Annotated in this window: 31 protein-coding genes; 13 read left to right on the forward strand and 18 right to left on the reverse strand. The window is 51.2% G+C overall.

Features of this window, described 5'->3' with window-relative positions:
- Positions 1 to 259 precede the first annotated feature (259 nt).
- Positions 260 to 934: a monofunctional biosynthetic peptidoglycan transglycosylase gene (gene mtgA, locus F3F93_RS11470; protein WP_176959394.1), complete on the reverse strand. Its 675-nt coding sequence runs from the start codon at positions 932 to 934 to the stop codon at positions 260 to 262.
- A gap of 221 nt (positions 935 to 1,155) precedes the next feature.
- Entirely contained in the window at positions 1,156 to 1,869 is a 714-nt protein-coding gene (locus tag F3F93_RS11475) for an elongation factor-1 alpha (RefSeq protein ID WP_176959334.1), read from the reverse strand.
- 261 nt (positions 1,870 to 2,130) lie between these two features.
- On the opposite strand from F3F93_RS11475, the gene F3F93_RS11480 reads away from it, so the two are divergent.
- The 10 genes from F3F93_RS11480 to F3F93_RS11525 all read left to right on the forward strand — a co-directional run bounded on the left by F3F93_RS11480 (position 2,131) and on the right by F3F93_RS11525 (position 10,002).
- Positions 2,131 to 2,664 carry a DUF177 domain-containing protein gene (locus F3F93_RS11480; RefSeq protein ID WP_176959335.1) on the forward strand — a complete coding sequence of 178 codons (534 nt, stop codon included), beginning with the start codon at positions 2,131 to 2,133 and terminating at the stop codon, positions 2,662 to 2,664.
- Positions 2,665 to 2,695: 31 nt separating this feature from the next.
- Entirely contained in the window at positions 2,696 to 2,878 is a 183-nt protein-coding gene (gene rpmF / locus F3F93_RS11485) for a 50S ribosomal protein L32 (protein WP_176959336.1), read from the forward strand.
- A 40-nt stretch (positions 2,879 to 2,918) separates the two neighbouring features.
- Positions 2,919 to 3,980, forward strand: a complete 1,062-nt coding sequence (gene plsX / locus F3F93_RS11490) for a phosphate acyltransferase PlsX (RefSeq protein ID WP_241697126.1) — start codon at positions 2,919 to 2,921, stop codon at positions 3,978 to 3,980.
- Positions 3,977 to 4,996, forward strand: a complete 1,020-nt coding sequence (locus F3F93_RS11495) for a beta-ketoacyl-ACP synthase 3 (protein WP_176959337.1) — start codon at positions 3,977 to 3,979, stop codon at positions 4,994 to 4,996. Before plsX ends, F3F93_RS11495 begins: the two co-directional genes overlap by 4 nt.
- A gap of 21 nt (positions 4,997 to 5,017) precedes the next feature.
- On the forward strand, positions 5,018 to 5,959 hold the full coding sequence (gene fabD / locus F3F93_RS11500; protein WP_176959338.1) for an ACP S-malonyltransferase: 942 nt from the start codon (positions 5,018 to 5,020) through the stop codon (positions 5,957 to 5,959).
- Positions 5,960 to 5,965: 6 nt separating this feature from the next.
- Complete coding sequence (fabG, locus tag F3F93_RS11505) at positions 5,966 to 6,706, forward strand: 3-oxoacyl-ACP reductase FabG (protein WP_176959339.1); 741 nt, start codon at positions 5,966 to 5,968, stop codon at positions 6,704 to 6,706.
- Positions 6,707 to 6,809: 103 nt separating this feature from the next.
- Positions 6,810 to 7,049, forward strand: a complete 240-nt coding sequence (gene acpP / locus F3F93_RS11510; RefSeq protein ID WP_100265686.1) for an acyl carrier protein — start codon at positions 6,810 to 6,812, stop codon at positions 7,047 to 7,049.
- 6 nt (positions 7,050 to 7,055) lie between these two features.
- Entirely contained in the window at positions 7,056 to 8,300 is a 1,245-nt protein-coding gene (gene fabF / locus F3F93_RS11515; protein ID WP_176959340.1) for a beta-ketoacyl-ACP synthase II, read from the forward strand.
- A gap of 17 nt (positions 8,301 to 8,317) precedes the next feature.
- Positions 8,318 to 9,631, forward strand: coding sequence for a chorismate-binding protein (locus F3F93_RS11520; RefSeq protein ID WP_176959341.1), 1,314 nt, complete (start codon positions 8,318 to 8,320; stop codon positions 9,629 to 9,631).
- Between the two features lie 194 nt (positions 9,632 to 9,825).
- Positions 9,826 to 10,002 (forward strand): hypothetical protein, encoded by a 177-nt coding sequence (locus F3F93_RS11525; RefSeq protein WP_176959342.1) that lies wholly within the window; start codon positions 9,826 to 9,828, stop codon positions 10,000 to 10,002.
- A gap of 83 nt (positions 10,003 to 10,085) precedes the next feature.
- Here F3F93_RS11525 and F3F93_RS11530 read toward each other — a convergent pair whose 3' ends face one another.
- The 15 genes from F3F93_RS11530 to F3F93_RS12670 form a co-directional block, all read right to left on the reverse strand.
- The gene (locus F3F93_RS11530) at positions 10,086 to 10,982 is read right to left on the reverse strand and encodes a Tim44-like domain-containing protein (RefSeq protein WP_176959343.1); all 897 of its coding nucleotides are present in this window, start codon (positions 10,980 to 10,982) and stop codon (positions 10,086 to 10,088) included.
- Positions 10,979 to 11,482, reverse strand: a complete 504-nt coding sequence (locus F3F93_RS11535) for a DUF721 domain-containing protein (RefSeq protein WP_241697127.1) — start codon at positions 11,480 to 11,482, stop codon at positions 10,979 to 10,981. The genes F3F93_RS11530 and F3F93_RS11535 overlap by 4 nt, the downstream gene beginning before the upstream one ends.
- Before the next feature lie 13 nt (positions 11,483 to 11,495).
- Positions 11,496 to 11,831 (reverse strand): histidine triad nucleotide-binding protein, encoded by a 336-nt coding sequence (locus F3F93_RS11540; RefSeq protein WP_176959345.1) that lies wholly within the window; start codon positions 11,829 to 11,831, stop codon positions 11,496 to 11,498.
- Between the two features lie 146 nt (positions 11,832 to 11,977).
- Entirely contained in the window at positions 11,978 to 12,550 is a 573-nt protein-coding gene (locus F3F93_RS12500; RefSeq protein WP_176959346.1) for an alkylphosphonate utilization protein, read from the reverse strand.
- Positions 12,551 to 12,657: 107 nt separating this feature from the next.
- Positions 12,658 to 13,185 carry a hypothetical protein gene (locus tag F3F93_RS11550; protein ID WP_176959347.1) on the reverse strand — a complete coding sequence of 176 codons (528 nt, stop codon included), beginning with the start codon at positions 13,183 to 13,185 and terminating at the stop codon, positions 12,658 to 12,660.
- Positions 13,186 to 13,209: 24 nt separating this feature from the next.
- Entirely contained in the window at positions 13,210 to 14,043 is an 834-nt protein-coding gene (locus F3F93_RS11555) for a phosphate ABC transporter substrate-binding protein (RefSeq protein WP_176959348.1), read from the reverse strand.
- A gap of 140 nt (positions 14,044 to 14,183) precedes the next feature.
- A complete protein-coding gene (locus F3F93_RS11560; RefSeq protein ID WP_176959349.1) occupies positions 14,184 to 14,837 on the reverse strand; it encodes a methyltransferase domain-containing protein in 654 nt (217 codons plus the stop codon).
- Positions 14,838 to 14,967: 130 nt separating this feature from the next.
- A complete protein-coding gene (locus F3F93_RS11565; protein ID WP_176959350.1) occupies positions 14,968 to 15,252 on the reverse strand; it encodes a DUF3817 domain-containing protein in 285 nt (94 codons plus the stop codon).
- 18 nt (positions 15,253 to 15,270) lie between these two features.
- Positions 15,271 to 16,923: a cation:proton antiporter family protein gene (locus F3F93_RS11570; protein ID WP_176959351.1), complete on the reverse strand. Its 1,653-nt coding sequence runs from the start codon at positions 16,921 to 16,923 to the stop codon at positions 15,271 to 15,273.
- A 36-nt stretch (positions 16,924 to 16,959) separates the two neighbouring features.
- Positions 16,960 to 17,304, reverse strand: a complete 345-nt coding sequence (locus tag F3F93_RS11575) for a 5-carboxymethyl-2-hydroxymuconate isomerase (protein WP_176959352.1) — start codon at positions 17,302 to 17,304, stop codon at positions 16,960 to 16,962.
- A gap of 69 nt (positions 17,305 to 17,373) precedes the next feature.
- Entirely contained in the window at positions 17,374 to 17,958 is a 585-nt protein-coding gene (locus F3F93_RS11580) for a class I SAM-dependent methyltransferase (protein WP_176959353.1), read from the reverse strand.
- Positions 17,959 to 17,963: 5 nt separating this feature from the next.
- Positions 17,964 to 18,281 (reverse strand): phosphoribosyl-ATP diphosphatase, encoded by a 318-nt coding sequence (locus F3F93_RS11585; protein WP_176959354.1) that lies wholly within the window; start codon positions 18,279 to 18,281, stop codon positions 17,964 to 17,966.
- On the reverse strand, positions 18,278 to 18,634 hold the full coding sequence (gene hisI, locus F3F93_RS11590; RefSeq protein WP_176959355.1) for a phosphoribosyl-AMP cyclohydrolase: 357 nt from the start codon (positions 18,632 to 18,634) through the stop codon (positions 18,278 to 18,280). The genes F3F93_RS11585 and hisI overlap by 4 nt, the downstream gene beginning before the upstream one ends.
- A gap of 85 nt (positions 18,635 to 18,719) precedes the next feature.
- Entirely contained in the window at positions 18,720 to 20,021 is a 1,302-nt protein-coding gene (gene hemL / locus F3F93_RS11595; protein WP_176959356.1) for a glutamate-1-semialdehyde 2,1-aminomutase, read from the reverse strand.
- A 96-nt stretch (positions 20,022 to 20,117) separates the two neighbouring features.
- A complete protein-coding gene (locus F3F93_RS12670; protein ID WP_176959357.1) occupies positions 20,118 to 21,029 on the reverse strand; it encodes an SPOR domain-containing protein in 912 nt (303 codons plus the stop codon).
- A 166-nt stretch (positions 21,030 to 21,195) separates the two neighbouring features.
- On the opposite strand from F3F93_RS12670, the gene F3F93_RS11605 reads away from it, so the two are divergent.
- From F3F93_RS11605 to F3F93_RS11615, 3 genes are all read left to right on the forward strand, one after another.
- Complete coding sequence (locus F3F93_RS11605; protein WP_176959358.1) at positions 21,196 to 22,056, forward strand: HDOD domain-containing protein; 861 nt, start codon at positions 21,196 to 21,198, stop codon at positions 22,054 to 22,056.
- Positions 22,053 to 22,934, forward strand: a complete 882-nt coding sequence (locus F3F93_RS11610) for an MBL fold metallo-hydrolase (protein WP_176959359.1) — start codon at positions 22,053 to 22,055, stop codon at positions 22,932 to 22,934. The genes F3F93_RS11605 and F3F93_RS11610 overlap by 4 nt, the downstream gene beginning before the upstream one ends.
- Positions 22,935 to 23,205: 271 nt before the next feature.
- A complete protein-coding gene (locus F3F93_RS11615; RefSeq protein WP_176959360.1) occupies positions 23,206 to 23,517 on the forward strand; it encodes a hypothetical protein in 312 nt (103 codons plus the stop codon).
- 119 nt (positions 23,518 to 23,636) lie between these two features.
- Here F3F93_RS11615 and F3F93_RS11620 read toward each other — a convergent pair whose 3' ends face one another.
- Positions 23,637 to 23,786 carry a hypothetical protein gene (locus tag F3F93_RS11620; RefSeq protein WP_176959361.1) on the reverse strand — a complete coding sequence of 50 codons (150 nt, stop codon included), beginning with the start codon at positions 23,784 to 23,786 and terminating at the stop codon, positions 23,637 to 23,639.
- Positions 23,787 to 23,815: the final 29 nt, after the last annotated feature.

Genomic DNA, 23,815 nt, shown 5'->3' on the forward strand with positions numbered 1-23,815 from the left:
AACGCCTCACGGCGCGTCTTGCGACGCTTGTGATCGTATTCCGCTTCCGCAAAACTCAACTGATCCATAACTCCTCCTGTTCGGAGAAATTATACAGGAATCGACGAGTTATTCAGAGTATCCTTAGCAAATCGGTTTTACTCTGTTTATGGGGCGTTGTTGCTCTTTTCTATTCATCCTAGATTAAGTGTTGTACCACCACTTGATACCACCGCAGGATGCAGTTATTTGAGATTCACCTTTTGAATAGATGTTTTTATTATTTGGGAATGCGAACCTTTGACATGCGGTTGATGATGATATCTGTTTTCTCATACATCCAGTCGGTTCGATTACCATCGTAGTAGCGGGGATTGGGCAGGATTGAAGCCAGACGGGCTGCCTGCCATGAGGTGAGTCTGTCAGCAGAGACACCGTAGTGATGGCGTGCTGCGGCTTCGGCACCGTAGATGCCTTTACCCCATTCAGCATAGTTGAGATAGAGCTCAAGGATGCGCTGCTTGGAGAGGGTGGTCTCCATCATGATTGTAATCAGTGTCTCCTCTGCTTTACGTATGAATGAGCGGTCAGCCGATAAAAACAGATTTTTAGCCAGCTGTTGGGAGATGGTTGAACCACCGGCGGCGATGCGCCCTTTCTCAAGATTCTTCTCCAGTGCCAGCTGAATACCCTGCCAGTCAAAACCGCTGTGATTCACAAAAGCTGCGTCTTCAGCGGCGATCACTGCGCGTTTAAGGTGGGAGGAGATGCGGCTGTAGTTCACCCACTGCTGTTTCAGCCTGACCTTGGGGTTGTTCTCCGATGCCTGCTGCATGAATGCACTCATCTCCGGGTTTGCGCTGCGCATCTGATGCAGTTGCAGAAAGATCCACAGGCTCCAGCCCAGAGTGATGATGAGTGCTAACGTGAGAAGGCGCTTCAGCCACGACACCATTTTCGCTGTGGGGGCAGGCGCTTTTGTAGTTGCAGGAGCAGACAAATCGGGCATGGGAGGGTTTGTGTGATTCATGGACCTAAGGCTGGCATTGTCGTTAGCTGCTCCAATGAGGTGTGTCACAGTTTTTACAGACAAAAAAAAGGCCGACTTTTCAGTCGGCCTTCTAAATCTGCGCCTGAAGGGGGAGGAGAGGTGCAGAGGTTGATTGGCTAAGTCAGTTAGCTGGCTTTTCTAAGCCACATCTCGTAGATCGAAACCACCCACATAAAGGCGAATGCGACAGCCATACCTGCGCCACCAAACATCACCAGCCAGGCAAAGGCCGGATCAAATTTGGTCAGCCACCATGAGGCGATATCAAGTACCTGTGAGATATAGGGCATGGCAATGGCGGAGGCTTTAAGCCATGTGGGCACACTTGTGGCAAACGAGAAGATCAGGCCGACAAACATAAAGATAAAGGCGATGCCGAAGAGGTGGATGTGTGAAACGCGGGTCAGTGATGCGAAACTTGCGCCGCTGTCGGTCTCTGAGACGTGTTTTACCGACTCATAGGTGCTGAAATCAGGTAGCCCTGAGTCTGCGTTGTGGCACATCAGGCAGTTGTTTTCAAAGATCGGTTTGATGGTGGCTTTGAACTGCGTCTCATCGGCACCTTCGCGTACCCATTTGATAATCTTGAAGCGATCTTCATCGGAAGCATTCTCTTTCATTGAGCCGTTAAGTTTGTTCTCAATCAGGGAGCCGTTGCGGTTGCCATAGTAGCTGTAGACGATGTCATCGACTGAGAGACCTACCTCGCCATCGGCCATGCCGTGGGTAAAGAGAATCTGAGTGAATGCCATCATATAACCGATGCCGACTACGACCAGGTAGCTGGTGAAGAGCACCTTCAGTGATGTGTTGATGTTTGTGAATGTCCAGTTGGGCATGCTTCCTCCGGTTAGCAAAAACTATTTCGACGGCATAATACATATTATTAGAATATAAGCAAAGAATAATATCAAGATGAAGGAGTGGTTCGTTGCCGTAAGCAGGAAATATTGCTTTTATCACTCTCCTGCGCTGCCTTTGATTGCTTACTGTGACTGAAAAAGTAAGAGAATCATTCAGTTATTTCCTGAAAGTGGTGCTTGACCGACTACCGCCATTATTGATAATGCGCGCCTGCTTTAAATCGTCTGGAGGTAAGCATGCAGCGACAGTGGTTCGTGATTTTGCAGAATCTTCCGGCGGCAGGCAGGGCATGGGATATTGATGTGCCGAAAAAACTGTTGCAGGACAGTGAGTTCGGTGAAGTCGATGTGGTTACCGGCTTGTGCGCTGATGTGCACTGGAATATGTCTCTTGAACGTCAGGGTGATCTGTTTCACATGATCGGAGAGTGGCAGGCTGAGATGCCGCGTCACTGTTCACGTTGTAATGCGGCGTTTAACTGGCAGGTGACCGGTCAGACCGAGCGCGAATTTCAGCTTGGCCAGGAACCGACTGACGATGAGAATGATAGCCTCTGTGAGTATATTGCAGCGCCCGGTGAAGTGAACCTGGTGGATGTGCTGCGCGAGGATATCTGGCTGGCATGGAAGGCCGATGTGATTTGCAGTGAAACCTGCAGAGGCTTGTGTCAGGGTTGTGGCAACAATCTTAATACGGGCTCCTGTAAGTGCGAGCGGGATGAGAGTGATCATCCATTTGCCGTACTGCGTAATTTGAAGCTTGATGGTTAATTTTTCACCACTGGTGAAAGGAGAGTAAGAAATGGCAGTTCCAAAGAGAAAAACAAGCGCGTCCAAGCGCAATATGCGTCGCGCACATGATCGTATTGTACCGGCTGGTATGAGTGAGTGCCCTGAGTGCGGTGAGATGATGCGTCCACACCATGCATGTCCACATTGCGGCACCTACAAAGGCCGTGAAGTAACATCTTCCAGCGAAGACTAAAATAGTCTTTTGTCAGCGATCAGCAGACTAAGCAATTCCATTGCCTGACCCTGCTTACACGAACAGTGCCAACGGCCGGGATATTCGTATCTTGGTCGATGCGCATGGTGGTGACGCTGCACCGGATATGGTGCTTGATGCGCTTGAGATGGTGCTTACTGCAAAATTCGCAGCACAGTTTTCCGGTTCGCTGACCTTCGGTATTGTAGGGCAGGAGGAGCTTCTTCGTCCGCTTTTACGAGAGCGTGGCATTGAAACGAAGGTCTCCCTGGTTCCCTCGACAGATGTGGTTGGCATGTGTGATTCACCATCGCATGCGCTGCGCCGCAAAAAAGAGTCCTCGATTCATGTCGGTGCACGCATGGTGCGCGACGGCTTCTGGGATGCGCTGGTAAGCGCCGGTAATACCGGTGCCCTGATGGCGATCTCCAAGGTCATTCTTAAAACATTGCCGGGTATCGATCGTCCGGCGATCGCTTCGATGATTCCGGCTGTGGATGATGGCTGCACGCTGATGCTCGATGCCGGCGCCAACTCCGAATGCACCTCAGATCACCTGATTCAGTTTGCTATTATGGGTTCCTGTTATATGCAGGCGACCGAAGGGTTGTCTGCGCCGCGTGTCGGACTACTTAATATTGGTAGTGAAGATATCAAGGGCACCGATGTCATTAAACTCACCTCAGCCCAGCTTGCAGAGACCGATCTCAACTATATCGGCAATGTCGAAGGTACGGACCTGTTCGGTAACGATGTCGATGTGGTCGTGTGTGACGGTTTCGTTGGCAATGTGGCCCTGAAAACAATGGAAGGCACAGCCCGTTTTCTTGCCCATAGCATGCGCAAAGAGTTGACCAGTTCTCTGGTGGCCAAGGCAGGCGCACTGCTGTCGCGCAGTGCACTGAACCGTTTCAAGGATCGTGTGAATCCTGGAAAATACAATGGTGCCCCTCTGTTAGGGCTTAATGGCATTGTTGTGAAGAGTCATGGCGGGGCCGATGCTGAAGCCTTTGTCAGTGCGGTCGCAGTGGCATGTAAAGAGGTTGATGCAAATCTTCTGGATCGTATCACCCAGTCCGTACAGGAGATGGTTGAGGCGTGAGTAACCCTTCTGTTCATATCATCGGTATCGGTGGTTATCTGCCTGAGCGGGTGATGACCAATGCCGATCTTGAAAAGCTGGTGGATACCACGGATGAGTGGATCGCCGATCGTACTGGCATTCGTCAGCGACACATTATTGCAGCGGATCAGATGACCTCTGATCTGGCTGTTGAGGCAGCTAAAATCGCACTTGCCGATGCCGGCATCACTATTGATGATATTGATGCACTAATTGTTGCCACTACCACACCTGATCTTATTTTTCCGGCTACAGCAACCGTCGTTCAGTCCAAGCTGGGGGGCAAGGATTTCCCTGCCTGGGATATTCAGGCGGTCTGTTCAGGTTTTGTTTATGGACTGGCTCAGGCCGAAGGCATGATGCGTGGCGGCATGTTCAAACGCGTACTGCTCATTGGCGCTGAATCGATGAGTCGTATTGTCGACTGGACGGATCGTAATACCTGCGTGCTGTTTGGCGATGGCGCCGGTGCAGTTGTTCTTGAAGCCGGTGCAGCGGATGATGCCAATGGTCTGGTCGGCTCAGTGCTGCATGCCGATGGTGCCTATCGCGATCTTTTAAAGGCGCATCACCCGCATGCTCCGATGACCCCTGAAATGCACCATGAGCCTGTCGACTTCCGTATTGATTCAGCTGGTGCTGCTGCTGTTGAGATGAAGGGTAACGAAGTGTTCCGAGTGGCTGTCTCCAAGCTTGGCGGTGTGGTTAATGAGATTCTGGCCAAGTATGAGTTGCAGGATTCCGATATCGACTGGCTGGTTCCGCATCAGGCCAATATCCGCATTATTCAGGCGACCGCAAAAAAACTGAAGATGGGTCTGGATCGTGTGGCGCTCACCGTTGAGAAGCACGGCAACACATCATCGGCCAGTGTGCCGATGGCGTTGAATGATCTGTATGTCTCAGGTCGCCTTGAGAAGGGGCAGCTGATTCTGCTTGAGGCATTTGCAGGCGGTTTTGCCTGGGGCGCCAATCTGCTCCGTTGGTCGAAATAATTTTCTATCAGGATATATCATATGACTGATTTTGTTTTTCTTTTTCCCGGTCAGGGATCTCAATCCAAAGGTATGCTTGATGCGTTTGATGGCATCAGCATTGTAAAAGATACGCTTGATGAGGCATCTGATGCGCTCGGTTATGATATGGCCGCGCTTATTCGTGATGATGCTGAAGATAAGCTGGGGCAGACCGAGTTCACTCAGCCTGCACTGTTAACAGCCTCGACAGCAATGCTGCGTCTGTGGCGTGAGATGGGGGGGGCAGAGCCAGCACAGGTTGCCGGTCACTCACTCGGTGAGTACTCGGCACTGGTAGCTGCTGGTGTGATCGCTTTTTCTGATGCAGTTCAACTGGTTGCATTTCGTGGCAAGGCTATGAGTCAGGCTGTTCCTGCTGGTGTGGGTGGTATGGCAGCGATTCTTGGGCTGGCAGATGATGTGGTTGAAGGGCTTTGTGCAGCTGCCTCTGAACAGGAAGATAACGTTTGGGCTGCTAACTATAATTGCCCTGGCCAGTTGGTTGTGGCTGGTAATGCTGCTGCAGTTGATCGTCTGATGGTTGCAGCCAAAGAGGCGGGGGCTAAACGTGCATTGCCACTGGCCGTCAGCGCGCCTTCGCATACCCCTTTGATGCAGCCGGCTGCAGATGCCATGGCAGTGCGTCTGCAGGAGATTACATTTAACGCACCAAGTTGCCCTGTATGGGGCAATGCATCCGCAACGACTGAGCAAGATGTGGAGAAGATCCGGGCCGCATTGGTGGCGCAGCTGATCTCTCCTGTACGCTGGACAGAGACGATTCAGAAACTGGCGGCAACCGGTATAAGCAGGGGTGTTGAGATGGGGCCGGGCAAGGTTCTCTCCGGACTCGTCAAACGCGTTGAGCGTGATATGATTGTTGGGGTAAGCATTTCGCCGGATCAGCTGCAAAACAGCCTTGATCTGATGGCAGGGGAGTGAGTGGTCATGAGTGATGCAAAAACAGCGCTGGTAACAGGCGCAAGTCGCGGCATTGGCAATGTTGTTGCCACTCAGCTTGCAGCAGCAGGTTATAATCTGGCTATCTGCGGTACGACTCAGGCTACCATCGATAAAGCCGCTGATGCGATTCGGGCTGCAAATGGTGTAGAGGTTCTGGCCAAAGCCGTTGATGTTTCTGATCGTGAGCAGATTCAGGCCTTTGTGCAGGAGAGTGCTAAGCATTTCGGTAAAATTGATGTGCTGGTGAACAATGCCGGTATCACCCGCGACAACCTCTCTATGCGCATGAAAGAGGAGGAGTGGAGTGCGGTGATCGATACCAATCTCACCTCGGTATTCAATGCCATGCAGGCAGCGCTTAAGCCGATGATGCGCGCACGTGGTGGCCGTATTATCAATATCTCATCAGTTGTCGCTGGCATGGGTAATCCCGGACAGCTCAACTACTGTGCCAGTAAAGGTGGCGTGGAAGCGATGACCCGTTCTCTGGCGCGTGAAGTGGGTTCTCGCGGCATTACTGTGAATGCTGTGGCACCGGGTTTTATCGCTACTGACATGACCGCCGATCTGGGCGATGATGCGCATGCCAAGCTGACCGGACAGATCCCGCTGGGACGCCTTGGTCAGCCGGAAGATATTGCTGCTGCTGTTCTGTTTCTGGCCAGTGATGCCGCCGGTTATATCACCGGTCAGGTACTGCATGTAAATGGTGGCATGTATATGTAAGTTTAACTATCTTCTGCAGTAGCAGAAGTTAGGTGAAGGTTCAGACTTGTGCGGCTATGAACCTTATGATAGAAGCCGCATCTATTTTTTTCGGGAGGACTTTATGTCTGCAGAAATCGAAGCTAAAATCATTAAAATCGTTTCCGATCAGCTCAACGTTGATGAGGAAGAGATCAATCCTGATTCATCTTTCGTAGATGATCTGGGTGCAGATTCACTGGACACAGTTGAGCTGGTCATGGCTTTTGAAGAGGAGTTCGGTGTTGAAATCCCAGATGAAGATGCTGAAGGCATTCAGAGCGTACAGAACGCTATCGACTATATCGCTGCTAAAGCTGAATAATTTCCTATGACCAGACGCGTAGTCGTCACTGGTGTTGGGCTGGTAACTCCACTCGGCACCGGTACCGATGTAACATGGGAAAATCTGACTGCAGGAAAATCAGGAATCCGTCGCATCAGCCACTTTGATGCTGAGGCGACGGGTATGGCCTGTACCATCGCCGGTGAGGTTCCCGACTTCAATGTTGAAGCTTTCGTCAATCGCAAAGATGCGCGGAAAATGGATAAATTTATCCAGTTTGGCGTAGCCGCGTCATTGATGGCACTTGAGCAGTCGGGCCTGACCATTGATGAGTCTAATGCTGAACGTGTCGGTGTCGCTGTTGGCGCCGGTATGGGTGGCCTGGTGAGTATTGAGAATACCATGCGAGCCTATGAGGCCGGTGGTGCGCGTAAAATATCACCATTCTTTATTCCGCAGACGATCATCAATATGACATCCGGCTGGGTGTCTATGCTGACCGGTGCCAAGGGGCCGAATACTGCAGCAGTAACGGCCTGTGCCACAGGTACACATGCTGTCGGTGATGCCTTTGAGATCATTGCACGCGGCGATGCCGATGCGATGGTGGCTGGTGGTACCGAAGCGGTAGTCTGTGAGCTGGCAATTGGTGGCTTCTCTGCTGCCCGTGCTCTCTCCACACGCAATGACGAGCCTGAACGTGCATCCCGTCCATGGGACAAGGACCGCGACGGATTTGTGATGGGTGAGGGTGCAGGTGTACTTGTGCTTGAAGAGCTTGAGTCCGCCAAAGCACGCGGTGCTGTGATCCTTGCAGAAGTGATCGGTTATGGCATGAGCGGCGACGCTTACCACATGACCTCTCCATCTCCGGGCGGTGAGGGCGGTGGTCGCTGTATGAAGGCTGCAATGAACCGTGCCGGTATCAATCCTGAAGATGTGGATTATATCAATGCACACGGTACATCCACACCTGCAGGTGATGTGGCTGAAACTCAGGGTATTAAATCGGTATTCGGTGATCACGCCAAAAAACTGATGGTCTCATCATCGAAATCGATGACCGGTCATCTGCTCGGAGCCGCCGGTGGTATTGAGGCTGCGTTCTCGGTGCTGGCAGTGCATAACGGTGTGGTTCCGCCGACGATTAACCTGGATAATCCTGATCCTGAATGTGATCTCGATTATGTTCCGCATGAAGCACGAGACGCTAACATCAAGGTGGCTGTATCCAACTCATTCGGATTTGGTGGTACCAACGCAACAGTCATCGTTCGCAAGTTCGATTAAACGGTGAGTTAACTGACGTGATATACCGCGTCATATCGAATCAGGGCCGTAAGCTTTCCGCTTACGGCCTTTTTTCTGCCTTCCCACATCAGTTCTCTGCCATTCTGGAGGATCCATCCGGTGTCGGTCGGCAGTTCCTGGTTTCACAACACGGGCAATCGATCTCGCTACAGCAGGATGCATCAGATGAGCATGTGGCGCTCTTTTTCAACAGCTGGAAATCTGCTGTTGCAACGGATAATGCCAATTCACCAGCCATTCGCTGTCTGTTTTATGCCGCCTATGAAGCGGCCTCACTGATCGAAAATCTTCCGCGCTCTAAAACTGCTCTGCCCGGACCGGTACTATGGACACTCTATCCCACATTCTCTCTCTGCTTTGATGATGAATCGATCTATCTGGCAGCTAAGGATAAGTCCGCCGTGCAGACAGTTCTGATGTTGCTCGATGAAGTGGGGGAGTCACTGGTTCCAGCCACTACACTGCAACTACTGGCCCAACCGGAGGTCACCTCTGCCAGCGCCTATAAACAGGCTGTTGAACAGGTGAAATCATATATTGCAGCAGGTGATATCTTTCAGGCCAATATTGCCCGCTTCTGGTCGATGCCGTTTGAGCAGAGTGATCTGGCAGGGCTCTATGATCAGCTGCGCCGGGTCAATCCGGCTCCCTTCGCCTCTTTTGTCTCAATAGGCAGTGGTAGAGAGCAGCTGACACTGATCTCATCCTCTCCTGAGCGGCTGTTTCGCATGCATCCCGATGGCGAGGTGGATACAAGGCCCATTGCAGGCACCAGAAGGCGCGCTGAAGGCGATATGGATGACTCTCTAAGGGCAGAGCTGCTGCTCTCAGAGAAAGAGCGTGCAGAGCACATTATGCTCGTTGATCTGGAGCGCAATGATCTCGGGCGCGTCTGTACTCCGGGCAGCGTTGAGGTGAATGAGCGCATGGTGATTGAGCAGTACGCCACTGTGCAGCATATCGTCTCCAATGTGCGCGGCAAGCTGCAACAGGGAAGGGATGTCGTTGATCTGTTCAAAGCGATGTTCCCCGGTGGCACCATCACCGGCTGTCCGAAGGTTCACTGCATGGAGATTATCCATGAACTTGAGAGCAATGCCCGTGGCCCCTATACCGGTGGTCTGGGTTATATAGCATGGGATGGCACAGCTGATATGAATATTCTTATCCGCACCTTCTGGCACCATAAAGGCGAGCTCTGCTGGGCGGCCGGTGCCGGTATTGTTGCCGATTCCGATCCCGAACATGAGCTGATCGAAACCGAACACAAAGCTGAAGGCCTACTCAGGGCGCTAGCAACTGCACTGTAGAGCTTATTTGCGGGAGTAAGGCTGCTCTCCCTGTAGTGACAGTGGTAAGCAAGCTCGCTGAATACCTGTGATGAGATATTATTAGCGCGACGAAAGTGCTAAAGGTTGGCAGAGTTGCCCCCTTGTCCGTTTCAAAGGCACCGGCAGTGATTCAGATTGCGTGGATCGGACATGACAAGATTGGAGGTGCCCCATTGGCCAGAACAAATTTCAAGTTTGAGAAGCGACAGAAAGAGCTCGCCAAACAGAAGAAGAATGAAGAGAAGCGCCTGCGTAAGCTGGGGCTGCTTGATGAGAATGAAGAGGATAAGTCTGAGGCTGAAGCTCCGCTATCAGAGGCGGATGAAGTCGCAAACTGGTTGTCTAAATAAGATCGCTATCAGGTAAATTGTAAGAATAAAAAAGGCTGGCCGGGTTTCCCCGCCAGCCTTTTTGTTTTTATATGCTGAAAATATTATCCGGCCTGCTGAATACCTGCCAGATACCAGGTCGGATCATCAGAATTCGGAGCATGCTGGAAGATCCACACCTCATTCACCTCTGCACTCTGGTCTTCAACCGTTGCGCCGGTGTGATCAAGCTGCTGCTCGCGCAACATGGCAGTGTAGTTGACAGCCACCCACTCCAGATCCGATTCAATCCAGCTGTCAGCTATCTCGGCATTAAGCGTGGCGACCTCGGTATGGTTGGCGCTGTTGGGAGACATGTCACGGGCGATACGCTCGGCAATTTCAGGGGTGCAGAACTGGCGGATATCGTCGATATCACCAGAATCCCACGCCTTCTGCATGCGTACATAAATCTCTTTGGCAGCCGGGATGAAATGTTTGGCATCGATCTCAGGACGCAGGGCGCTGCCAACTGGCTCACGGCTCTGATCCTGAAAATCAAACGCCTCCTGCACAGCATCAGGTTCTGCATGGCTGCCCGGGAAGCTGCTTGCTGAAGGTTCATGACTATACCCTTGTCCGGCAAATGATTGCTGTTGTGGCACGGCTCGTCGGCGCAGGAAGTACATCACCAGAAATATGATGCCGCCGATCATGAGAATATCGAACAGGTTAATACCTTCAAAGGCACCACCGAAGAACATCGCACCAAGCAGGCCGCCAAGGGCTAAACCGCCTAGCATACCCATCATACCAGTGCTTGCTGAACCACGCTGATTGGCTGCAGCAGGCTGCTTCTGCGGTGCGGCCTTCTGCTGTGAGAAGTTGTTTGATTTTGGCTGGCTCATGCGCTGTTTGCCGAAGCTTGAGCCCATGCCGAAGCGCTTGGCATCGGCCAGCTCTGCGCCTGAAATCATGATACCAAAGATGGCGATCATCATAATTGTCATCAGTTTCTTCATTTTTTCTCCTCGTTATTTGCAAATGCAATCTGTGCAATGTGAGCCTTAAAGGCCGCTCTGCGCAGGGTGCGATCCTTAATGCCAGCGACGTCGCGCGCAACCCTGCGTTTTTCAGAGAAGCTTAAAGCTCTGCCAACAGGCTTGGGTGCTTTGGCTTTGATGCCGGCACCGGGTTGAACACGGGTACTGATTTTATGCAGGTTGGTGATTTTGGCGTGTTTGAAACAGGCCTTGCGAATCTCATCACGCAGAAAGCGGATCTGCTGGCCCATGATCGGATGATCAACAGCCACCCAGAGGCAGACGCCGTCATCAGATAGCGGTTCAATCTGGATCGGCTCAGTACGCAGCGACATCATCGGGCCGACAATATCCGGCCATGCACGGCGCAATCGTGCCATACCCATCAGTTTGCCTAGTGACTCCTCACCGAGGATTTCCGAGAGGCCATCATTGATGCCTGTCAGTCTGGAGCGGGGACGTCCGGGGCGAAAGCTCAAGGTGTCTGCCTGTTCAAAACGGCAGTCTCTTGCCGCCGAGAATATGTACGTGGATATGGAATACCACCTGACCACCACCTTCGCGCACATTAATGATCACGCGGTATCCTGCATCAAGCTTGAGCACCTCATCGGCAATATGGCGGACGCGATCCATCAGCTGACCAAGCAGAGCTGAGTCCTCTTTGGTGGCATCAGCCAGCGTGGCCAGATGAAATTTAGGGATGACCAGCACATGGGTGGGGGCTTTAGGGTGAATGTCGTGGAAGGCGAAGAAATCATCATCCTCGTAAACCTTGTTGGAGGGGATCTCTCCGGCAGCTATTTTACAAAACAGGCAGTCACTCATCTCACTCTCCCTTCTTTGACATCAATTTATCGGGCATGTTCTGAAATGTAACAAGGGGGCGCTGATAATCAAAGCTGCATGAATAAAAACAGATCCGCCCTGTATCTGTTACGAGAGCTGGGCGGATGCATCGGTGTGGAGCCTGATTATTTCTTGGTGAACTTGGTCAGGATAACGATCAGCTGACCATCTACACGGCCTTCAATCTGCTCGGCATTATCCTGTACCAGGCGTATGTTGCGTACGGCTGTACCGCGCTTGGCGGTGATCGATGAACCTTTGACATCCAGATCCTTGATCAGGGTGACGGTATCACCCGCCTCTAGCACTGCACCATTGCTGTCACGGTGGATAATCTTCTCTTCACTCTCATCGTTACTACCAGCTTCTGCCCAGCTGCGCACATCATCTTCCAGATACATCATATCGAGAAGATCCTGTGGCCAGCCTTCCGAACGCAGACGGGTGAGCATACGCCAGGCCATTACCTGCACCGCAGGCACCTGAGACCACATGCTGTCATTCAGGCAGCGCCAGTGGTTGGCATCAACGGTATCAGGATTATCGATCTGACCACGGCAGGTTTCACAGGCCAGAATAGATTGATCAGCACTGCCATTAGAAGTTGGCGGCACTTCATAGATGCCAAGATTGTCGGAAGCGCCGCACAATTCACATTTGGATTCGCTACGTGTCTGCAGTTCTGTTTCTACGCTCATATTAAGGGTTTCCTGTCTGGTCAAACATCTTCTGCTAAAAGAGCGGTTTGAGTTGTTTGCTAATCGGGGATGCTTGAGTCTGGAGCTCTCGAAGTCAATTTAACGAACTATTTTTTACTGACGTTGGCGTAGATGGCTACGCCCGATTTTGACTCCTCATAGACCTCAATCCATACATCTTTGCCTTTGGCACTGTCGGGAAGATCTGTGGTAGGGATGTGTGCCTTAAGGCTGATGTTAATGCCATTGAAGCGGTCGATCACCTGGCAGTCGCCGTTGATCTGGTATTCAGGGCTGCTGGCAACTGTATCGTCGTATTTAAAGGCGAGCTGGCAGTTGATACCTATATCTTCAAACTCGCCGCTCTTCTCGGCTCTGAGCACATCCTGCTGCAGGTTAATCACATCACCCGGCAGTGAATTTGCGCTGTGTGAGAGCATGAGCAGACGAGTGCCATCCATGGCACGAATAAACTCGCTGAAGCTGCCGAACATGATCGGATCAAATTCATAAGCGGCCTGGTTTTTCATGAATATCATCACATTCACACTTCTTGCTTGATTCGGTTCTGCAACTGCACTGGTTGATGCCAGCCCTATACCCGCAGCCAAAAGAAAACATAGCAGTTTAGACATCACAATCCCCTGAAATTTATTCACTTATTTGGCCGGCACGTAGCCGAGTTGTTTGACGATGGCCTGACATTCAGGACCCTGCATAAATTCGATGAACGATTTCACTTCACCTGCCGGTGCACCATTTGTCATCAACAGAAGCGGTCGTGAGAGGGGATAAATGCCACTGGCAACATTGGCTTCAGAGCCCTCGATGCCATCGAGTTTAAGCAGCTTCACCTTGCCGTTCTGCGCAAACTCAGTGGCAACACCGACAGATGCAAAGGCGATGGCATGCGCATCATGAGCCACCTTGTCGAGTGCGATATCCTGTGAGAATGCGATCCAGGCTTTACCCTTGCCAAAGATCAGGTTGCCTTCGGACTCCTCTGCTTTGAGATGGAAGCGTTTGGAGAACAGCTCATAGGTGCCGTGGTCTGTGCCCAGCGAGATGAGGTTAACTGCGCCATCAGAACCGCCGACAGCTTTCCAGTTACCTGCCTCTCCTTTATACAGCTGTTCTACCTGTGCTGCGCTCAGGTCCGAGAGTGGATTATCTGCATGTACAACCAGAACCACGCCATCGGTGCCGATTTTGTAGCTTTTCATGGCAGGATAGGCCGCGCTCTCTGTATCTTTAATCGCACGCGATGCGCGGCCGATATCTACCTTACCCTTGGCTACGGTTTTCACCCCTTTGCCGGAGCCGCCACCGGCGATAATGAACTGCATATCGGCATGGCTGTTTTTATAGGCGATTGAGCAGGCCTTCATGGGCGGCTGAACGGTTGTTGAACCCGCTGAAGTGATAACACCTGCATGCGCAGTCGATAGCCATAGAAGTGCAGTGAAGCCTGCGAACAAGCAGAGCCTTTTCATGAGTCTGTTCTCCGGAAAATCAGAGCAGCGTGCCCTGATAAAAAATTTGGCGAACCATAGCAGCCGACAATGGTTATGGAAGGCAATTTTATTGCTCTGTTCAATGGCTTACAGAGGTGGGAAGCGTTGCAAGGTGGCGCCTAACGGAGGTAGCGAAGCACTTGTCCTTTGGGCAGTGATTTAGTCAGATAATCGGTGTTTTCAGGGCGGCTCTGGCTATGTGAAAAACCGAGTATTACCATCTTTTTACTGAAACGGGCATGGTGGCCACGTCCCTGATCAACAATGATCACTTCACAATGGGGTTTGGCATGCTGGTTGATGAATCTCGAGAGCAGGTCGACATGCTCCTTTTCGTAGAGAATGTCACTGCCGATAATCAGGTCAAACTCACCAAGCTCTGTCTCTTCATCAGCCCAGCCGGTGCGCACATACGGGATGTCGCTTGCACTGTTGAGTTCGGTATTTTCCTGCAGAAAGGAGCCGGCTTCAGGGTGGTAGTCGGTAGCCGTTATGTCCGCATCCCTTTGATTGAGAACATGGCTGGAGAGCGCGATGCCGCAACCTACCTCAAGAATGCGCTTACCCTTGATATCAAAGTCAGCCATCAGATGAGCCAAAACCTCACCGGATGGCCAGATGATCCCAAACAGCGGCCATGTGGCAGAGGATATTCCGAGCGCTTCGGCTTCGCCGTGGTCGTCGGAGAACTCCTGATTATCGCGCAGTGTGCGAAGGTGGATATCTACACCACCGAATTCGATGGTTTGGTAGCGTACACGTAGCGAAGACATAAATACCAGCTCAGTCGATAGTTTCGACATACGCAGCATGCGTGACTCAACCGGTTCACTACGTGGAGGGGCAACTTTAGTCGATCTGTGAGCTTATGACCAATCCTGACAGAGAGTTTGGATTCTGAAATCAGGAAGCAGGCGGGGTATTACGCAGCCTTTTTTCCAGAAAGAAACAGCCAAAAGGCAGCACGGATGAGATCATCGCATAGTTCCAGAAAGATTTTGGCCACGCTTGCTGTCTGCTGACGATCTCCAGCAAGGGGATAAAAGCCAGCCAGAGCAGGCCGTGTGCAGGGCCGACAATTCGCACCATGTCATAGTCAAAACCATATTTGGCAGGCATGGCGATAAAGAAGAGGGCGATCAGTGACAACCCCTCAATGAAACTGATGATTCTGAATGTTTTCAGCATGGGGAGATTGTAAGCTCTTTAGTTTTGCTGTCTAACGCTTAATTCATTCTCCAGAGCGTCTTTCATTTTTTTACCCACGAAAGTCTGCAGTTCATTTGCAAATCCCAGGCCTGCTTCTGTATAGATGTTAAAAGTAAGGTCGACACCAACAGCTTTCAGGGCATCTTCCTCATCCCTGAATTTTGTTGTGGCAGCGATACGACCCTGATATCCCATCTCTTTAAGTCGCATGGCAGCGCTCATGTTGGCTTTTTGCGACGGCAGGGTGAGCAATACCCACTCCAGCGCATCGAGCAGTTCGGGTGCCCGTGCCCAGAAATCGGGGTTGGTCGCATCACCGCTGACGACATTCCTCCCCTCTGTAGCGTGTTTTATGGCCCTGTCCCGGTCAATCTCCACGCCGACCAGATGGGCTGCGTAATCCGGCTCTAATACGTCGTAGGCAGCCGTGCCCATGCGCCCCATGCCGAACACCACAACCTTAATGCCGCTTAATGCCAGATTCTCTTCACCGGCAAGACGCTTTGAGCGTTCGAACCGTTTAAGCCGCGGGCGCCATCTCTGATAGAGATTGTCCCGGACATTCACCAGTGGCGCTGAAACGATAAAAGAGATCGACATGACAACAGCAAAGACCGCCAGCCACTCCTTTGGTAACCACCCTGCAGAGACAGCTATAGCACCGATAATCAGGCCAAACTCACTGTAGTTTGCAAGGTTGAATGAAGCGCGCAATGAGGTGCTGGATCTGAGGTGGAACAGGTTAAAGAGTCCGAAATAGAGCGCCGTTTTCAGTGGCAGGATCAGAATAAACAGCAGTGCAATGAGCACTTCGTTCCAACCCGGCAGGGAGGCCATGCCGACGCTGAGGAAGAAACCAACAAGAAACAGCTCCTTGAGACCAAGCAGGGCTTTGGAGAGTTCGTTGGCTTTGACGTGGTTGGCAAGCATCATGCCGAATACCAGTGCCCCGACATCGGCCTTGATACCGACCAGTTCAAAGATATCCGCGCCGACCAGTGCCAGTGCAATACCGAAGAGAATCAGCAGTTCACCATGGCCGACCCGGTCGAGGATTCTGAAGATCAGGAAGCGCAGTGGAACCAATCCAACCAGCGCCAGCGCCCATATCGTAGGTAATTTCCCCATTGAGGCGGCAATAAAAACGACGGCTGCGATGTCCTGTACCACCAATAGACCAATGGCGACCTGCCCGTGTCTGGCATTTGTTGCACCCAGTTCATCAAGTACCTTTACCGCAAACACGGTGCTGGAGAATGAGAGGGCGAAGCCGATAAGGAGGGCTGTAGCCATATCGACGCCGGAAATCAGCGGCAGGGCGGTATAGGAGAGCAGTACGATGATGGTGGCGACCAGAATCGTGATCATGCCCATATGTAGTGTTGCCACCCCCCATATCTCGGGGCGTATTAATGACTTTATCTTGAGCTTGAGGCCGATAGAGAAGAGCAGCAGGGTGATGCCGAGATCAGCCATGACATTGAGGAATTCACCACCCTCTACCCCGAGAGCATTGAGCAAAAATCCTGCTGCAAGGAAGCCAACCATCGGTGGCAGCCCTATTCTGCTGATCATTAGTCCACACAGGAAGGCCGTCGCTATCCAGAGCGGATCACTGTAATGAATGGAGAGGAGAATTTGCGATTCCATACTCTATCGTGGACTGATTCGTTTCAGCTGTAAACGTCAGGTTGGAACATGCTTACCATATGAGTCGCGATCCATATCGATGATTTCGATTGTCACGACTGAGACAGGAAGGTTTAGCGGAGCAAGGCCTGCGAGAACCACCTCGCTAAGCTTCTTTTTGTTGTCCGCATCCCGGCCCGATTTTATGCGCGCCTGAATATGGATATAGGGATCACTTCCTCCTGCGTTGGTGAAGTGCCTGAAAGAATAAGCCCGTGCCTTGATCTGATCGGCCTTGAACAGGCCGCTCTCTGCAATGGATTGATGAATCGTTTGCAAAATCAGTTCCACTGACTTGTCATCAACAACTCCTTCCGGGTATTCAACAGTTATATGCGGCATTGCTTATTCTCCAGGTTCAGGCTCCTAATAAGTATGAGGGCACCTTTTGTCTCATCTATACAAACTATCCTAATCTGTTCTTCCAATTCCCATAATCACCTCCATTGAACCATGCTCGCTCGCCAGTGAAAATGGAATGGATGTGGTGCATTCGGTAAATCCGGCTTTTTCAAAGGCTGATAATATTTGCAGTTTCGAAAACCCCCGGCCTTCAGCGTTTTCATGTTTGAGCCAGTCCCACTGGATGAATAGACCGCCGGGTTTGAGTAACTGTTTGAGTAGGCGAAGGGATTGTTCATAGTCGGCAACAAAAGCCAGAGCCGAGGAAGCAACAATCAGATCAAATCCGGTTGTAAATATCTCGCTGCTATCAATCAGCTGCTGATGCAGTTCTGATGTTATGGTTGTCACGTTCTGTAAGCCTTTATCATTGAGTACGGCAATCATCTTTTCAGACGGGTCGAGTGCGACGATTGAAACAGCATGACGTGACAGTTTCTCTGTCAGTAGCCCGGTGCCGCAGCCGAAGTCAAATATGCGGCACTCTTGAGGGTTGAACTCCTTAAGCAGGGAGCGGTAGGCCAGTTCGGAGTAGGTTTTGACTGATTCATCGCTGTCCCAGCCATCCGCGTAGTCATCCCAGCTTTCAGACATTGGATTTATTTGTTACGGGATGCCTTTTCATCATGGCCTGAGACACCGAAGCGGCGTGCCAGTTCACTGAGGATGTCATCAGGGCTTAAGTCTTTCTGCGCCAGCATCACCATGCTGTGAAACCAGAGGTCGGCGGTTTCATAGATGATCTGTTCGCGATCCCCGTTTTTGGCGGCGATGATCGTCTCCACCGCCTCCTCACCGATCTTCTCAAGCATCTTGTCCGGTTTGGCGTAGAGCGAGGCCACATAGGATGAATCGGCAGATTCAGATTTGCGTGCTTCAAGAATGGCGGCCAGCTCTTTGAGAATATCGTTGCTCATTTCAGGGGCTCCTCGGTGTTTACCCATTGATCATCCTGCCTCTTTTTATAAAAGCATGATTTACGGTTGGTATGGCAGGCGGGGCCGGTCTGCTCGATGATCAGCAGCATCGTGTCGCCATCGCAGTCCAGATACATATCGATCACCTTCTGCACGTGCCCGGAGGATTCTCCCTTCATCCACTGCTTCCGGCGCGAGCGCGAGTAGTAGTGGGCGAAACCTGTCTCCTGCGTCTGCTCAAGTGCCTCTTCATTCATCCAGGCCATCATCAGAACCCGGCCAGTTGCAGCGTCCTGTGCGATAGCAGGGACAAGGCCCGCTTCATTGAATGTTATGCTTTCTAGTAGACTCATCATTCGCCCCACTTAACCACAAAGGCACGAAGGCACAAGGAGTTATGATGTTCTCTTTGTGTCTCTGTGTCTTCGTGGTTCAAAATCATGCTGTCAGTTTCGCGAGTGCGCGAGAGGCCGCAGCGATGGTGTTCTCTACATCTGCATCGGTGTGCGCAGCGGACATAAATGCCGCTTCATACTGGGATGGGGCAAGGTAGACGCCCTCATCAAGCATGGCATTGAAGAACTTGCCGAAGAAGGCGAGATCGCAGTGGTTGCTTACGTCACTACAGCAGGTGACGGCATCAAGCTCGGTGAAAAAGACGGTGAACATCGCACCGACCTGGTTGGCAACAGCAGGTACGCCTGCAGCTTTGCATCCAGCCAGCAGCCCCTCAACCAGTCGGGTGGTTTTGCGTTCCAGCTCTTCGTAGAAACCCGGTGTACGCAGGCGTGAAAGGGTTTCAATGCCGGCACGCATGGCCAGCGGATTGCCCGATAGTGTGCCTGCCTGATAGACCGGGCCATCAGGTGAAATCTTGCGCATGATCTCTTCGCGGCCACCATAAGCGCCGACCGGCAGGCCGCCACCGATAATTTTACCCAGGCATGTCAGATCCGGCATGATACCAAAACGCTCCTGAGCACCACCGGCAGCAACACGGAAGCCGCACATCACTTCATCAAAGATCAGCAGGGCACCTTCGGCATCGCAGATGTCGCGCAGTTGCTGTAGAAAACCATTATCATTGAGCAGCATCACGCCGGTATTGCCCGGAACAGGTTCAACAAAGATGCAGGCGATCTCGCCCTTGTTTTCAGCGAAGAGGTTTTTTACCGCGTCAATATCGTTGAACGGGGCAGTCAGTGTCAGTTTGGCATAATCGGCAGGCACGCCGGCAGAGTCAGGTTCGCCAAAGGTGGCCGCGCCACTTCCCGCTTTAACCAGGAAGCCGTCGGCATGACCGTGGTAACCACCGTCAAACTTGATGAATTTATCGCGACCGGTAAAACCACGCGCCAGACGCAGTGCGCTCATGGTCGCTTCAGAACCTGAATTGACAAAACGGATGACATCAATCGATGGCACCATATCGATTACCAGTCGGGCCAGATCTATCTCCAGCTCACAGGGAGCACCAAAGCTCATACCAAGTGCAGCAGTCTCCTGTACACCTTTAACGACATCAGGGTGGGTGTGGCCGAGAATCATCGGGCCCCATGAGCCGACATAATCAATGTACTTATTGTTATCAACATCCCAGACATAGGCTCCACTGGCTTTGGCAAAAAAGCGTGGCGTACCGCCGACCGATTTAAAGGCACGAACTGGCGAATTAACACCGCCGGGGAGAAGTTTGCAGGCCTGCTCGAAATCATTTTGTGACTGGGTAGTGATTGACATGAATAATCCTTATTGTGGGTCTGTTTTTAAAAGTGACGGGACGTTAGGAAGCGGACGCGTCTGTGTCAATGTTACGGGCATCAAATCAGGGCTTTCTCAGCGCTGTTGCTCCTCAATCCAGGCGCCTTTCAACCCCAGTTTTTTGGCCAGAAAAGTGCGTGTTACTTCTGCATCCTCCCGGCTCAATGTGCGATTGAGTTGAATGCGATGAAATATTTTACCTTTAACCTCTGCACGAACTGCCTTTGTCTCAATGTTGGAGGTCTTGATACGGGCGACCAGCTGATGCGCTGATTTTTCCGAGCCAACCGAAGCGAGGTAGATGATCCAGTTGCCTGAATCTGTTGCTGGCAACGTAGCTGAAGGCGTTGCTGTTTTCGTTGACATCTCTTTTGCCACTTTAATCTTCGCAGCTTCTACCTTCGCAGCTTCTACCTTCGCAGCTTCTACCTTCGCAGCTTCTACCTTCGCAGCTTCTACCTTCGCAGCTTCTACCTTCGCAGCTTCTACCTTCGCAGCTTCTACCTTCGCAGTCTCAACCTTTGCAGCCTCTACCTTTGCAGCCTCAACCTTTGCAGTCTCTACCTTTGCAGTCTCAACCTTTGCAGTCTCAACAGATTCTGGTTCTGCTTGCTCAACCTGAGCCGTCTGAACTGTTTTATCGCCGTTATCGGCAATCGTCAGATAGCCAATTGCGGCAACGGCAACAAGAATTACTGCTGCTACCATGCCGATGTTGACGCCGCTTTTCTGCTCTGGTGGAGTCGAATAGATAGGGGAGTCGGTCGTGGTCTCATCTGTTTTCGAGAAATCTTCCGGTGCCTCATCCGGAAACAGCGGCATCGCATCAGTCGGGTCTACGCTATTTTCAGGCTCAATAGTCGGGGCATGATCAGGCTGCCGGGGGGATTCGTAAGAAGCAGGAGTCTCATCAAACAGAGGTTCAGAGTCATACTCACCGGCAAAGGGGTCGAGCTCCATCTGATGTAGTTTTTTATCATCACTCATGCAGAACTCCTCACACCTGATCGATACTGTCAAAAGAGCCGGAGTGACAGCTTCGATGCCCTTGTGCTACGTTAGGTTAATGTAAAACTTTTGCAAGTCTGGCTACTCTCACTTGAGTACACAAAACTGACGGCCAATACGGCACTATTCTTGCTCGCACGGCTGCATGACAGAGATAGATAGCAGTGAAGAGCTGAAGCAGCGTTTAACTAACATGGTGGACTCTATGCCCGCCTTCCCTGAGAGCGTTCATCAGGTAATGTCCATTACCCGTGATATCAACTGCTCGCCCAAAGATCTGGTCAAGGTAATTGAGCGTGATCCGGTGATGACCATGAAGATTTTAAAGATGGTGAATTCAGCCTTTTTTGCTTTGTCCAGGCATGTTTCATCGGTTCAGCATGCGCTTGTTTATCTCGGACTGAACACGATTAAAAATCTGGCTGTCAGTATTGCTACGCTCGAGACGATGCCGAGGAAGAGTATTCCTGAGCTTAGTATGTCCGAATTTTTGACTCACTCCCTGGCTACAGCGTCAGTTGCCCAATGGCTGGCCAGGAATCAACTCAATATTCGCGATGCTTCTGATCACTTTGTTGCCGGTCTGTTGCACGATTTTGGTAAAGCCGTATTCATCCAGTTTGAACCTGTCACCTATGGCAAGATTATTACCGAAGCCAAAGAGAAAAATCTGCCCTTGGCACTGGTGGAAATGGAGCGGTTGGGCGTTTCCAGTGCTGAGGTAGGAGCTATGCTGGCTGAAAGCTGGCAGTTGCCGGAGACGCTGGTGGACTGCATCAGAACGCAGGTGAACTGTAGTGAGGAGTCATCCAATCTGGCGCTCTCGGTGGCTGCAGGAAGTTCGGTTGTTAAAGCGATGCACCTTGGTGATAACGGTGATCCCTATGTGGGTGACTTTTCTGCGGCAATGCATCAGCGCCTGCACTGTAGTCTCGAAGATGTGGTGGCGCAGATGGATGGACTGCAGGAAGAGGTTGATAAGCTTCTTAATATGGTGCGCTCATGAAGCTGACATTCTGGGGCGTGCGCGGCTCAATTCCCTCACCGGGGCCAAATACGGTGCGTTATGGTGGTAATACCACCTGTATTGAGATCAGAACTGATGATGGGCAGCTTATCATTCTTGATGCAGGAACCGGAATCTTCCCGCTCTCACATACACTGTTCGGTGATTTTCCGCTGCATGCCCATATCTTCAACACCCATTCGCACTGGGATCATATCCAGGGACTACCCTTCTTTATTCCTCTGTTTGTACCGAACAACCGTGCGACAATTTATGGTGCCTACGACCCGATCACCCAGAACAGCATTGAAGAGATTCTCAGTGTTCAGTTGCAGTACCGTTTTTTTCCCATTCGTGAATGCGAGCTCAATGCCAAAATCGATTACGTCTCACTCAGAGAGGGTGAGAAGGTGAACATTGGTGAGGTTACTATCACCCCGGTGCTGCTGAATCATCCGGTGGTGAATTTTGGTTATCGCATCGATTGCCGTGGCAAATCCCTGTTTTTTACCGGCGATCATGAGAATCCCTATAATATCTATGATCAGGAAGATGATGAGTATGAGATGTATCAGTCGCTTCTTGATCAGAAAGAGTCCCACTTTATGAATCAGATCCGTGGCGTGGATGTGTTGATTGCCGACTCCTCCTATAGCGAAGCTGAGTACCCAGCCAAGAAGGGTTGGGGGCATGGCACCTACCACTCCTGCATGCAGATGGCTGAAAAGGCACAGGTGCAGCAGCTGTTTCTGACCCATCATGAACCGACCCGCAGCGATGATGCACTTGAAGCTCTGTTTAAGGAGAGCCGTAACAGCCTCACTGTTGAAGTGCCGGAGATTGCACTGGCCCGGGAGGGGGTGAGTATCGAGTGGTAATGTTTTTGATATAAGGGTTTCTTATTTTATTGCTTATCCTGTACTTGTTTTGTTTATAACACCTGCTGTTCGGCTTCCATATGAGTCTGACCAGGGGTAGGAAAAATCCTTATTTGTTGGGTGGTTACTCTCCTGTTCTTCAGGTGGTGAGCGATATTTTCCTCCTGAATCGGCTCCGGGCTAAGGCAATAATTACCCCTTGGCAACGCTGTTTTAGATTGAATAGTAGGGGCAGTTGTTGATCTTGTTTCAGGGGTTTCGGAGGTGATGCATGGGTGAAGAGTTCAAAGATGAACATGAGCGTGCCGAATTTCTCCTGGAAGTACTGCTCAATCGCGACGAGACACTGGAGTTCCGCACTAGTGCTGCTGTCTATCTCGGCCATTTTGACTCCGAAAAGGCACTGAAATCGCTTATCGAATTTGCCTGTAATGATATGGAGGATGAACGGCTGCTTATCTCCTGTGGTGATGCCATTGCTGAAATTTGGGATAGAAATCACGACTTTGATATCAATGTTGTGCTCTCTCAGGTCGCCACGCCAACGAAGGATGAGATTAAATCTCGTTTAGCCAGCCGATAAGCCAGAGTCGTCAATAGAGTCGTTAATAAAAAAGAGCCCCTCTGAGAGGTATCAGAGGGGCTCTTTTTTTGCTGAAAATGGCAAGATCAGAGTCGGGATTCAATCACCGGCAGGAGTGATTAATCGTCCCACTCTTCCCAGTCATCATAATCGCGGCGCTTCTTCTCCAGCTGCTTTAGTTCAATGCGATGGCTATGTTTAATTTTATCCTGCTTGGGTGGAACTTGATCCTTCTCCCAGATTGAGTAATCAAATGCGTGATGACCCATATGTGTTGCTCTCCTGACATGATGTCACT

This window comes from Mariprofundus sp. KV (assembly GCF_013387475.1).
Taxonomy (GTDB): Bacteria; Pseudomonadota; Zetaproteobacteria; order Mariprofundales; family Mariprofundaceae; genus Mariprofundus.

What these genes read in the sequence shown, in the direction of transcription:
- mtgA (WP_176959394.1), bottom strand. Translation starts at nt 934, where the DNA reads ATGGTGTCGTGGCTGAAGCGCCTTCTCACGTTAGCACTCATCATCACT.
- F3F93_RS11475 (WP_176959334.1), bottom strand. Translation starts at nt 1,869, where the DNA reads ATGCCCAACTGGACATTCACAAACATCAACACATCACTGAAGGTGCTC.
- F3F93_RS11480 (WP_176959335.1), top strand. Translation starts at nt 2,131, where the DNA reads ATGCAGCGACAGTGGTTCGTGATTTTGCAGAATCTTCCGGCGGCAGGC.
- rpmF (WP_176959336.1), top strand. Translation starts at nt 2,696, where the DNA reads ATGGCAGTTCCAAAGAGAAAAACAAGCGCGTCCAAGCGCAATATGCGT.
- fabD (WP_176959338.1), top strand. Translation starts at nt 5,018, where the DNA reads ATGACTGATTTTGTTTTTCTTTTTCCCGGTCAGGGATCTCAATCCAAA.
- fabG (WP_176959339.1), top strand. Translation starts at nt 5,966, where the DNA reads ATGAGTGATGCAAAAACAGCGCTGGTAACAGGCGCAAGTCGCGGCATT.
- acpP (WP_100265686.1), top strand. Translation starts at nt 6,810, where the DNA reads ATGTCTGCAGAAATCGAAGCTAAAATCATTAAAATCGTTTCCGATCAG.
- fabF (WP_176959340.1), top strand. Translation starts at nt 7,056, where the DNA reads ATGACCAGACGCGTAGTCGTCACTGGTGTTGGGCTGGTAACTCCACTC.
- F3F93_RS11530 (WP_176959343.1), bottom strand. Translation starts at nt 10,982, where the DNA reads ATGAAGAAACTGATGACAATTATGATGATCGCCATCTTTGGTATCATG.
- F3F93_RS11540 (WP_176959345.1), bottom strand. Translation starts at nt 11,831, where the DNA reads ATGAGTGACTGCCTGTTTTGTAAAATAGCTGCCGGAGAGATCCCCTCC.
- F3F93_RS12500 (WP_176959346.1), bottom strand. Translation starts at nt 12,550, where the DNA reads ATGAGCGTAGAAACAGAACTGCAGACACGTAGCGAATCCAAATGTGAA.
- F3F93_RS11550 (WP_176959347.1), bottom strand. Translation starts at nt 13,185, where the DNA reads ATGTCTAAACTGCTATGTTTTCTTTTGGCTGCGGGTATAGGGCTGGCA.
- F3F93_RS11555 (WP_176959348.1), bottom strand. Translation starts at nt 14,043, where the DNA reads ATGAAAAGGCTCTGCTTGTTCGCAGGCTTCACTGCACTTCTATGGCTA.
- F3F93_RS11560 (WP_176959349.1), bottom strand. Translation starts at nt 14,837, where the DNA reads ATGTCTTCGCTACGTGTACGCTACCAAACCATCGAATTCGGTGGTGTA.
- F3F93_RS11565 (WP_176959350.1), bottom strand. Translation starts at nt 15,252, where the DNA reads ATGCTGAAAACATTCAGAATCATCAGTTTCATTGAGGGGTTGTCACTG.
- F3F93_RS11570 (WP_176959351.1), bottom strand. Translation starts at nt 16,923, where the DNA reads ATGGAATCGCAAATTCTCCTCTCCATTCATTACAGTGATCCGCTCTGG.
- F3F93_RS11575 (WP_176959352.1), bottom strand. Translation starts at nt 17,304, where the DNA reads ATGCCGCATATAACTGTTGAATACCCGGAAGGAGTTGTTGATGACAAG.
- F3F93_RS11580 (WP_176959353.1), bottom strand. Translation starts at nt 17,958, where the DNA reads ATGTCTGAAAGCTGGGATGACTACGCGGATGGCTGGGACAGCGATGAA.
- F3F93_RS11585 (WP_176959354.1), bottom strand. Translation starts at nt 18,281, where the DNA reads ATGAGCAACGATATTCTCAAAGAGCTGGCCGCCATTCTTGAAGCACGC.
- hisI (WP_176959355.1), bottom strand. Translation starts at nt 18,634, where the DNA reads ATGAGTCTACTAGAAAGCATAACATTCAATGAAGCGGGCCTTGTCCCT.
- hemL (WP_176959356.1), bottom strand. Translation starts at nt 20,021, where the DNA reads ATGTCAATCACTACCCAGTCACAAAATGATTTCGAGCAGGCCTGCAAA.
- F3F93_RS12670 (WP_176959357.1), bottom strand. Translation starts at nt 21,029, where the DNA reads ATGAGTGATGATAAAAAACTACATCAGATGGAGCTCGACCCCTTTGCC.
- F3F93_RS11605 (WP_176959358.1), top strand. Translation starts at nt 21,196, where the DNA reads ATGACAGAGATAGATAGCAGTGAAGAGCTGAAGCAGCGTTTAACTAAC.
- F3F93_RS11610 (WP_176959359.1), top strand. Translation starts at nt 22,053, where the DNA reads ATGAAGCTGACATTCTGGGGCGTGCGCGGCTCAATTCCCTCACCGGGG.
- F3F93_RS11615 (WP_176959360.1), top strand. Translation starts at nt 23,206, where the DNA reads ATGGGTGAAGAGTTCAAAGATGAACATGAGCGTGCCGAATTTCTCCTG.
- F3F93_RS11620 (WP_176959361.1), bottom strand. Translation starts at nt 23,786, where the DNA reads ATGGGTCATCACGCATTTGATTACTCAATCTGGGAGAAGGATCAAGTT.